The following is a 6,683-nucleotide window of genomic DNA, read 5'->3' on the forward strand; positions in this document are numbered from 1 at the left end:
ACGCATCACAGGCAGAACTGTGAACAAACGCGACTATTTTCCGATCTTCTTTGCGACGGCCTGTTCGATGGCGGCCGAGACGTCCTTTTGGATGTCGTCCCGCATCGCTTTGATAAACTTCTCCAGCTTTTCGGCCTGGCGGTGGGCGATCTTTTCAATATGTCCTTCGGCAACTTCTGCGGCGTCGCGCAGTTGTGAAGCGACTTTTGCCTCTACCTCTACGACGATCACCTTTGTCAGTTCTTCCAAGAAGCCGTCCAGGTTGCGCCGTGATTGCCGCTGGGCCGAAGGTTGAGCTGTGCGAGATGACGAGAATTCCAGCTCAGCGGCTTGTTTGACGGCCTCGAGCATTTCCTGAGTCAGATGCGCTTCTTGCTCAGGGGGAAGAGGGCCGCCCCCTGTTCGGGTGTTTTCGATCTGCCGTGCCGCACGTAGGGAATTGGTGATCGCCGCCTGCGCATCGCGCTGACCCTGGGCGATGACCGCTTCGGCCTGCGCAAGCATCCCGCCGGGCGGAGGCTGGGACAAAGTGGGGGTTTGAGGCTGCGGGCCCAGATGTGCGGTCCGCGCCCAGTCCAGCAATTGCTGGCGCTCGTCGTCCCGCAGCTCTCGGCCCAGCCAGACGCGACCGATTTCCAGCACCTTTGCGGCGTTTTCATCCCAAGGGTTCATTTCTTGCGCCCCTTGGTTGGGCGTTTGCGCTTTACGTCTTTTTCTTCGACGTCGATCTTGATGGTGCGCAACACCTCATCATCGGGATCTTCCACCTCGATATCGGCTTCAAAGACCTCTTGTTCGATCAGTTTTGTGGCTTTGATCATGGCATGGCGCGCGACGCTCAACTCGCATGCGAGGTCCGAGAACTCGGGCGGTATGTCATCGCCGGGGATACTTAACGTTTGCGCCCAGTCGGCAAGAACCTGGCCCAGAATTTGTTCAATATCACTGCGGATTCTGTGAATTTCTTGGTCCATAGCATTCTCCTTTTAGGGCTGATTGACGTTTAGGCGGGCACAGCATCGATGGCGCCGTAAAGCGGATCGATGAACAGCTGAGTCGCATTGACGTAGTTCGTGACGCCACCCAGCGCGGCCTCTTTGATGTTCATCCCACCGGAAATGGCTTTGACAACACTGGTCTTGATCCGGTCAGGGGCTATGGGTGGGTTGAAATTGCTCAGAATGACCTGTTGTGGTCCGCCCGCCAATACGCTGCGCGACAGGCGTTCAAGCGTTATTGCGGGGCCGGGGCCCGGGTTCATCAGGCCGGTGACGATCGCGTTGTAAAAGCCGGCTCCGAAAATTGCGGAATTGTTGTTGTTGTTGGCAATCGCGCCGCCGCTGATGTCAAAGGCGGCGACCACCCCGAACTCATGACTTTCGCTGGGCGCATTCGGCATCTGATACACGTCTTGCAGGGATATCAGCGTATAGGCTGTTTCGGCCTCTGGCCCGGCCGGTGGCGCAAGCGCGATATTCCGCGCTAGCTGCCAGGCGGTGTAATCTGCATTGATCTCCGCAAGGTCAGCATTGGTCAGCATCGGCGAATAGATCCGGCTGATCTTCGGGTTGTCGGGCAAAGATGCGGGGGGGATCAGGTTGATGGCCATCATCGTTTCGGGCAGCGAATGGTGCATCTGGATGACCATCCCGGCAAAGGCGCAAAAGGCGCGCCCGTCATTCGCCAATGTAACGACTTTGGGCTTTGCCGCATCTGCGGTGCCCAGTTTTTTGCTGTCGCAGGTCATTAGGATTGCCAGCGCGCCAAGCGCGTCGGTCGTCGACCCCGAGATATCGCCGACCTCATAATACCCAAACAGGCGGTCGATCGCGCCCAGCACATCTTCGGGTGGCAGATACCAGTGCGCGGCACCTACATCCGGCCATTGCTCCAGAATGTCCCTGCGCCGAACCCGGATGCGATTGGTGGTTTTGTTGAACGCGGCAGGATTCTGTAAGGTCTCCAGCCACTGGCTCAGCGCTTTTCCGGCGTCACCGGTTGTGTGTTTGTAAGCCTCAAACAGATCCGCGAAGAATCGAAGGAAATCGCCAATGGCGAGTGGGTTCTCAAGCGTGTCGCCACGGTAGATACGCAGCCGGGCAAGACCGCGCATCTGTTCCAGCACCGGTTTGCTGCCACCACGCCCATCATTGTCCCATCCAGCCCATAGCGAGCTGTCGTTGGCAAACTTGTACTCTCCGAAGTTATTCACGTCGTTGGCGTCCACTTGTGCAACAACGTTTGCGGCCTCGGTGCAGATGTCCTGCATGGTTTTGCCGACAGTGAAAAGTGACCCGCTCTGTTTGAAAGTCGTGTCCAGAATGCGGCCCAGATAGACGCTGTCGATCTGACGGATGGCGGCGCGGGTTGCGCCGAAATCGGTGCCGACGCGCCATTGGGAAAGGTTGTTTTTGGCTGGAAAAGACATGCAGTTATTCTCCTGTTGTCAAAACTTTACGGTGCCTTCTTGCCCGAGAGACTGCTGTTGATTTTTGAGATGCCAAAGCTGGCGGCCTCTGCCTCCATCGCCCCTCCGGCGGCGGCAACGGCCATGGCGCCGGCCAGCAGGATTTCGGTTTCGGCCAGAACCAGACCATCCAGTGCGGCCTCGCCTTCGTTGCCGTCGGCCACATCCTGAGCCAGCTTCTTCACGATCACCGACTGCGCTGCCATGACCACCTTGGTCATGCTGTCGAAATACTGGGCCGACGCCTGCGCTGCCAAACCTGCGGCCTGTCCGATCATCTGATCCGTTGGGGTAGTGATCATTGCGGGCGCATACCCAGCGGTTTCCGCGTTCGAGAACTGCACCGATTGCGTCGCCGTGTCGTTCAGGGAAGGCGTTCCAACGGGGGGCGACGTCGGACCGCCCCCAACAGCAGGCGCACCCTCTTTCGGCGTGGATGCAAGATTGACCGAGGCTTGCGCAAATTGCAGATCACGGTAACGGGACAGGGGTGATTTATGAGATGGCGCAGATTGTTCACCTGTATCCAGCTGGTCAAGAGCTTCTTCAACGATCTCCAGTTCATCCTTAAGCGTCGAGCCTGCGGTTTCTTCAGCAGTCTTGACGTGGTCGCCTGCTTCTTTTACGGCAGTTTCGCCTTCCATCAGATCGAATTCGATGCTGTCCTTGGCCTTATCAAAAGCCTGCTTGGCAGGGTCTTCAATCTTATCCAGAAGGTTCTTCTCAATTGTTTCAAACTCGTCCTTGAGCTTGTTGGCCAAGCCACCGGAAGCACCTTCGGCCGCATCATCCGAATGCTCCTGTTCGGGTGTTTGGTCGGGTTTTTTCTTGGAAAATATGGACATGCGCAGACTCCCTGATCAAAGGCTTACTCAGTACCCGAGGTAGAGGTGGACTTTGTGCTGCTTTCGGTTGTGCCACTGGGCGAGATCGCAAGAATCTCGCGCACGGCTGTTGCCACAACCGCATTAGCTATCTGGTTCAGGTTCTGCTGGCTCGACACCGAGTTCTGCATCGACAGCCCCGCCGAATGGGTTGCCATCTGGTACAGAACGCCAAGGGCCTCAGCCGGTGAAGAGGCGACAACATTGACATTGGTCTGTGTCACCGCATCTGTGATTTGTGAGTTTACAGGTATTTTCGGGTTGCTATCTGGCATCGTCTAACCCTGCTCTGGAAATGTGTTGTTCAAAGGTTTTGACGCGCCACTTGGTGAGACGTGAACTTTTGTCGCAACCTTCTCTGCTTCAGCGATGTTTTGGGTCAGGCTGCGCAACCTGCGGCGCGCCAACTGCATGCGCTTTCGTGCGAGAGGTTCTGATATGTTCAATGAGGCCGATATCTCTCGGTAGCTAAGGCCCTTTACGACGTGCATGTCCAAAAGCTGACGCAACGGTCGGGTCAAAAGCGTGCTTGCACGCGCCACCTGCAGCAAGTCATTGGCGGCGATCAGGGTATCCAGCGTGTCGTGCAAGGTGTCGGCCGGCCACTCGAACTCTAGCGCTTGTCGTTGTTGATTGTGTCGCGCATTCTTACGCCAGTGATCTGCTGCGATGTGCTTTATTGAGACGTAGAACAAAGCCTCGACGTTCTCGATCTGGCGGTCTGATCTGGCGGCGAAGTGCAAAATCTTAAGCGTTGCGCGGGACAGGAACGATTCCGCGAGATCCCGATCCCCATGAGCATAGTGCCGCGATCGCCGAAGGAATGCGCGATGACTTTTTCGCCAAGTCGCTTCAACCTGTAAGAAGCACTCGCGACAAGGTGGGCTACAGTTATCAGTTGGCTGTTTGATCATGTCCGCCTCCGCTCTGAGGCAGAGTGGTACTAACACCCGAAACGGGTCAGTTACCTACGTAACCGCGAAAGGTATTTAGCTGTCTGTGAAGTAGCGCTTCCAAAACTGTCGCGGGTCATTGATGACAACCCGGTTGTCGCAATATGTTATGTCGCCTGCCTTAACCCAGTTTTGAAGTGTGATGTTCACTCGAGTGCGAGTGGCATTTACCTTGGCCGCAATCCTACGTTGGGTTTCGGTAACCTTAATCTCGACCCTTTGACCCGAAATCCGCTCTGCTGGGCCCAGCTGGTCTTTTAGATAGAATGCCACCCGATGTTCCAGGCTCAGAATAGCCAGCCGCCGCAGCATCTCCTCCAGATGTCTGACATCCTTACGCGCCCTATCCAGCAAAGGGCCCTGCAGTTGAGTGAGGTTGAGAATGATGTGACAGTCTCGGGCCGCAAGCTCAACAATGGTAGTTCTTTCCGCACAAATACATGTTGCCTGTCGGGGGCGGTGATTTTCTACATCCGCAAGGCCAAATATGTCCGGTGCCCGGAAACTGCGCAAAACGACTTCGCGTCCGTTTTCCCCAACAAGAACCTTGTCGACCGATCCGTTCGCAACCAAACGGATCGTATCGGACGGATCACCTTCGGCATATACGAGTTTCTTTGTCTGATAACAGCGAAGATGCGCACGACCAGCCAACGCCTTTGCAGTCGCCGCCGGAAGAGCACGTAGTACGGGGCTTCGGCGCAGGTAGTACAGAATCGTTTCAAGAGCGACGTAGGGCAATCTGGCAAACCAGTTCAGGACGGTCGCCACCACCGGGATTTCTTCTCTGCCCAAGGAAAAAATACAAGCGACGCTCGTCGGCTTTAATGTCTATTGATCAGATTCACGACCTTGAGTAATGAAACAAAAACTCAATTAAGTTAATAACTTGCACATGGAAAGCCGCGCAGATCTCGAAAATCTCGTTTTCCGAGCGGCTACTTCTACTTAAAAGTGCGTTCGGCGTGAAGATGAAACGTTTATTTATGGGTGCTAGGATGGCATCTCCTTGTTAAGTTGCTGCCCCATCCCTCTACCTTGCGGTTTTCAAGTACCGTTATAATTGTTTAAGACCATTACTATTTTCAATCTGCAAATGTCTAGGCCACGCTAAAAATTGTCTGATCCAGAGCTGGATGCATGCGATTCAAACGACGCTTAGACAGTTCTCGTACCATTGATGCTTGCCGATTCCTGACTTCTGCTAAATTCACTTTATAACGCTGGGCGCCATAACCCTGGTATGGGGCACCTTGGACCGTAACAGTCTATGCCAGGGCCGCTCTGACGACCGGGACCGGTAGTTTTCCATAGGCCAGCCGTTCGCATTCTGGTGTGCTGCCTCTATGGCCTGCTGCGGTGCCCGGATGATTACAGGGCTTTCGTCAGGTGTGCCGAAATCCCTTTCTCCTGAAATCGAAGTCACGCGCACTGAAAAACTACAGATCCATCCTTGTGGCGCGATTCAGGAGTTGAACAAAGACCATGACGTTTGGCCGCTTTGTGGCATGACCAACAGATTGCAGGCGCAGCCAACGGCAGTAAACCCGGCGTTTCAGACTTGTATCCAATTCTCACTTTTGCGCTTGCAGCGAATGCCTCCGCTAACGGGCCGCAGCGAAGCGAACTCCAACGTGATCAAACGACAGGTTTGGGCCGGTCCTGCTGGGTCAACGTGGGGGTTTGGCGAAGATGCGGCGGCGCATCCAAGCAAGCAACTTGGCAATACCCAATAGATAATTGTCAGGGTGGAATTATCGCTATCCGCAATTTGAAGGCGAATACCTAATCCTTCTGAACGACTATCCAGCGGAAGCTGACTCAGGTCCAGGGTCGAACTGAGACGACAACTCGTCCGCCAGACCGGTCGATCACTTCGACGCATAGTGCTTCTCCGACATCCACCGATCCGAGTCCAGCTTTCTCAAGTACGTTTGTGTGCAAGAAACAGTCTCTGTTGTCATCGAAGACATTGACGAAGCCGTAGTTCTTTTCCTTGCAGAACCACCTGACCCTTGCAGGCAGTATTGAAGCCGGCTTGATCGGTTGGAGTTCAATTTGCTTGTTGTGCGGGGCTGTCGAGGAAGCCTCCGACCGGATGCTCAGGATCTCAACGATTTGAAGCCCTCTCTGTTTGACACTTGCCAATGCCTCTAGTGTGCAGCCGTTTGCGATTGAGGTCTGGCCAAAATCATGCAGCGCGTTCTGATGCATTAAGGCATCCTCTCCCGACACATTGCAGGTCACAAAACCGTATCCTTTCTTGGCCGAGAACCATTTCAAAGTTCCCTCAATATGCCGCAGTGTGGCATGCCCACCTATTGTTGATCCGTCCAAAACCAAATTACCTTCTAACGTTACAAGTTTCACAGGCTTACC

9 protein-coding genes are annotated in these 6,683 nt (G+C 54.7%); 1 reads left to right on the top strand and 8 read right to left on the bottom strand.

Annotated elements, in window-relative coordinates; genetic code table 11:
- Positions 1-33 precede the first annotated feature (33 nt).
- The 7 genes from Q1B13_RS25240 to Q1B13_RS25270 all read right to left on the bottom strand — a co-directional run bounded on the left by Q1B13_RS25240 (position 34) and on the right by Q1B13_RS25270 (position 5,078).
- Complete coding sequence (locus Q1B13_RS25240) at positions 34-672, bottom strand: hypothetical protein (protein WP_299085486.1); 639 nt, start codon at positions 670-672, stop codon at positions 34-36.
- Positions 669-974 carry a hypothetical protein gene (locus Q1B13_RS25245; RefSeq protein WP_299085487.1) on the bottom strand — a complete coding sequence of 102 codons (306 nt, stop codon included), beginning with the start codon at positions 972-974 and terminating at the stop codon, positions 669-671. Before Q1B13_RS25245 ends, Q1B13_RS25240 begins: the two co-directional genes overlap by 4 nt.
- 29 nt (positions 975-1,003) lie before the next feature.
- The gene (locus Q1B13_RS25250) at positions 1,004-2,428 is read right to left on the bottom strand and encodes a hypothetical protein (protein ID WP_299085489.1); all 1,425 of its coding nucleotides are present in this window, start codon (positions 2,426-2,428) and stop codon (positions 1,004-1,006) included.
- A 26-nt stretch (positions 2,429-2,454) separates the two neighbouring features.
- Positions 2,455-3,312, bottom strand: coding sequence for a hypothetical protein (locus tag Q1B13_RS25255; RefSeq protein WP_299085491.1), 858 nt, complete (start codon positions 3,310-3,312; stop codon positions 2,455-2,457).
- A 23-nt stretch (positions 3,313-3,335) separates the two neighbouring features.
- Positions 3,336-3,626, bottom strand: coding sequence for a RebB family R body protein (locus tag Q1B13_RS25260; RefSeq protein ID WP_299085493.1), 291 nt, complete (start codon positions 3,624-3,626; stop codon positions 3,336-3,338).
- Between the two features lie 3 nt (positions 3,627-3,629).
- Positions 3,630-4,265, bottom strand: a complete 636-nt coding sequence (locus tag Q1B13_RS25265) for an RNA polymerase sigma factor (RefSeq protein ID WP_299085495.1) — start codon at positions 4,263-4,265, stop codon at positions 3,630-3,632.
- A 75-nt stretch (positions 4,266-4,340) separates the two neighbouring features.
- Positions 4,341-5,078 carry a Crp/Fnr family transcriptional regulator gene (locus Q1B13_RS25270; protein ID WP_299085497.1) on the bottom strand — a complete coding sequence of 246 codons (738 nt, stop codon included), beginning with the start codon at positions 5,076-5,078 and terminating at the stop codon, positions 4,341-4,343.
- A gap of 593 nt (positions 5,079-5,671) precedes the next feature.
- Here Q1B13_RS25270 and Q1B13_RS25275 point away from each other — a divergent pair.
- Positions 5,672-6,040: a hypothetical protein gene (locus Q1B13_RS25275; protein ID WP_299085499.1), complete on the top strand. Its 369-nt coding sequence runs from the start codon at positions 5,672-5,674 to the stop codon at positions 6,038-6,040.
- An 85-nt stretch (positions 6,041-6,125) separates the two neighbouring features.
- Here the strand turns inward: Q1B13_RS25275 and Q1B13_RS25280 are convergent.
- Positions 6,126-6,683 (bottom strand): cold shock domain-containing protein (locus tag Q1B13_RS25280; protein WP_299085501.1); only part of this gene is annotated, 558 nt, incomplete at its 5' end.

This window comes from uncultured Ruegeria sp. (assembly GCF_947489545.1).
Classification (GTDB): domain Bacteria; phylum Pseudomonadota; class Alphaproteobacteria; order Rhodobacterales; family Rhodobacteraceae; genus Ruegeria.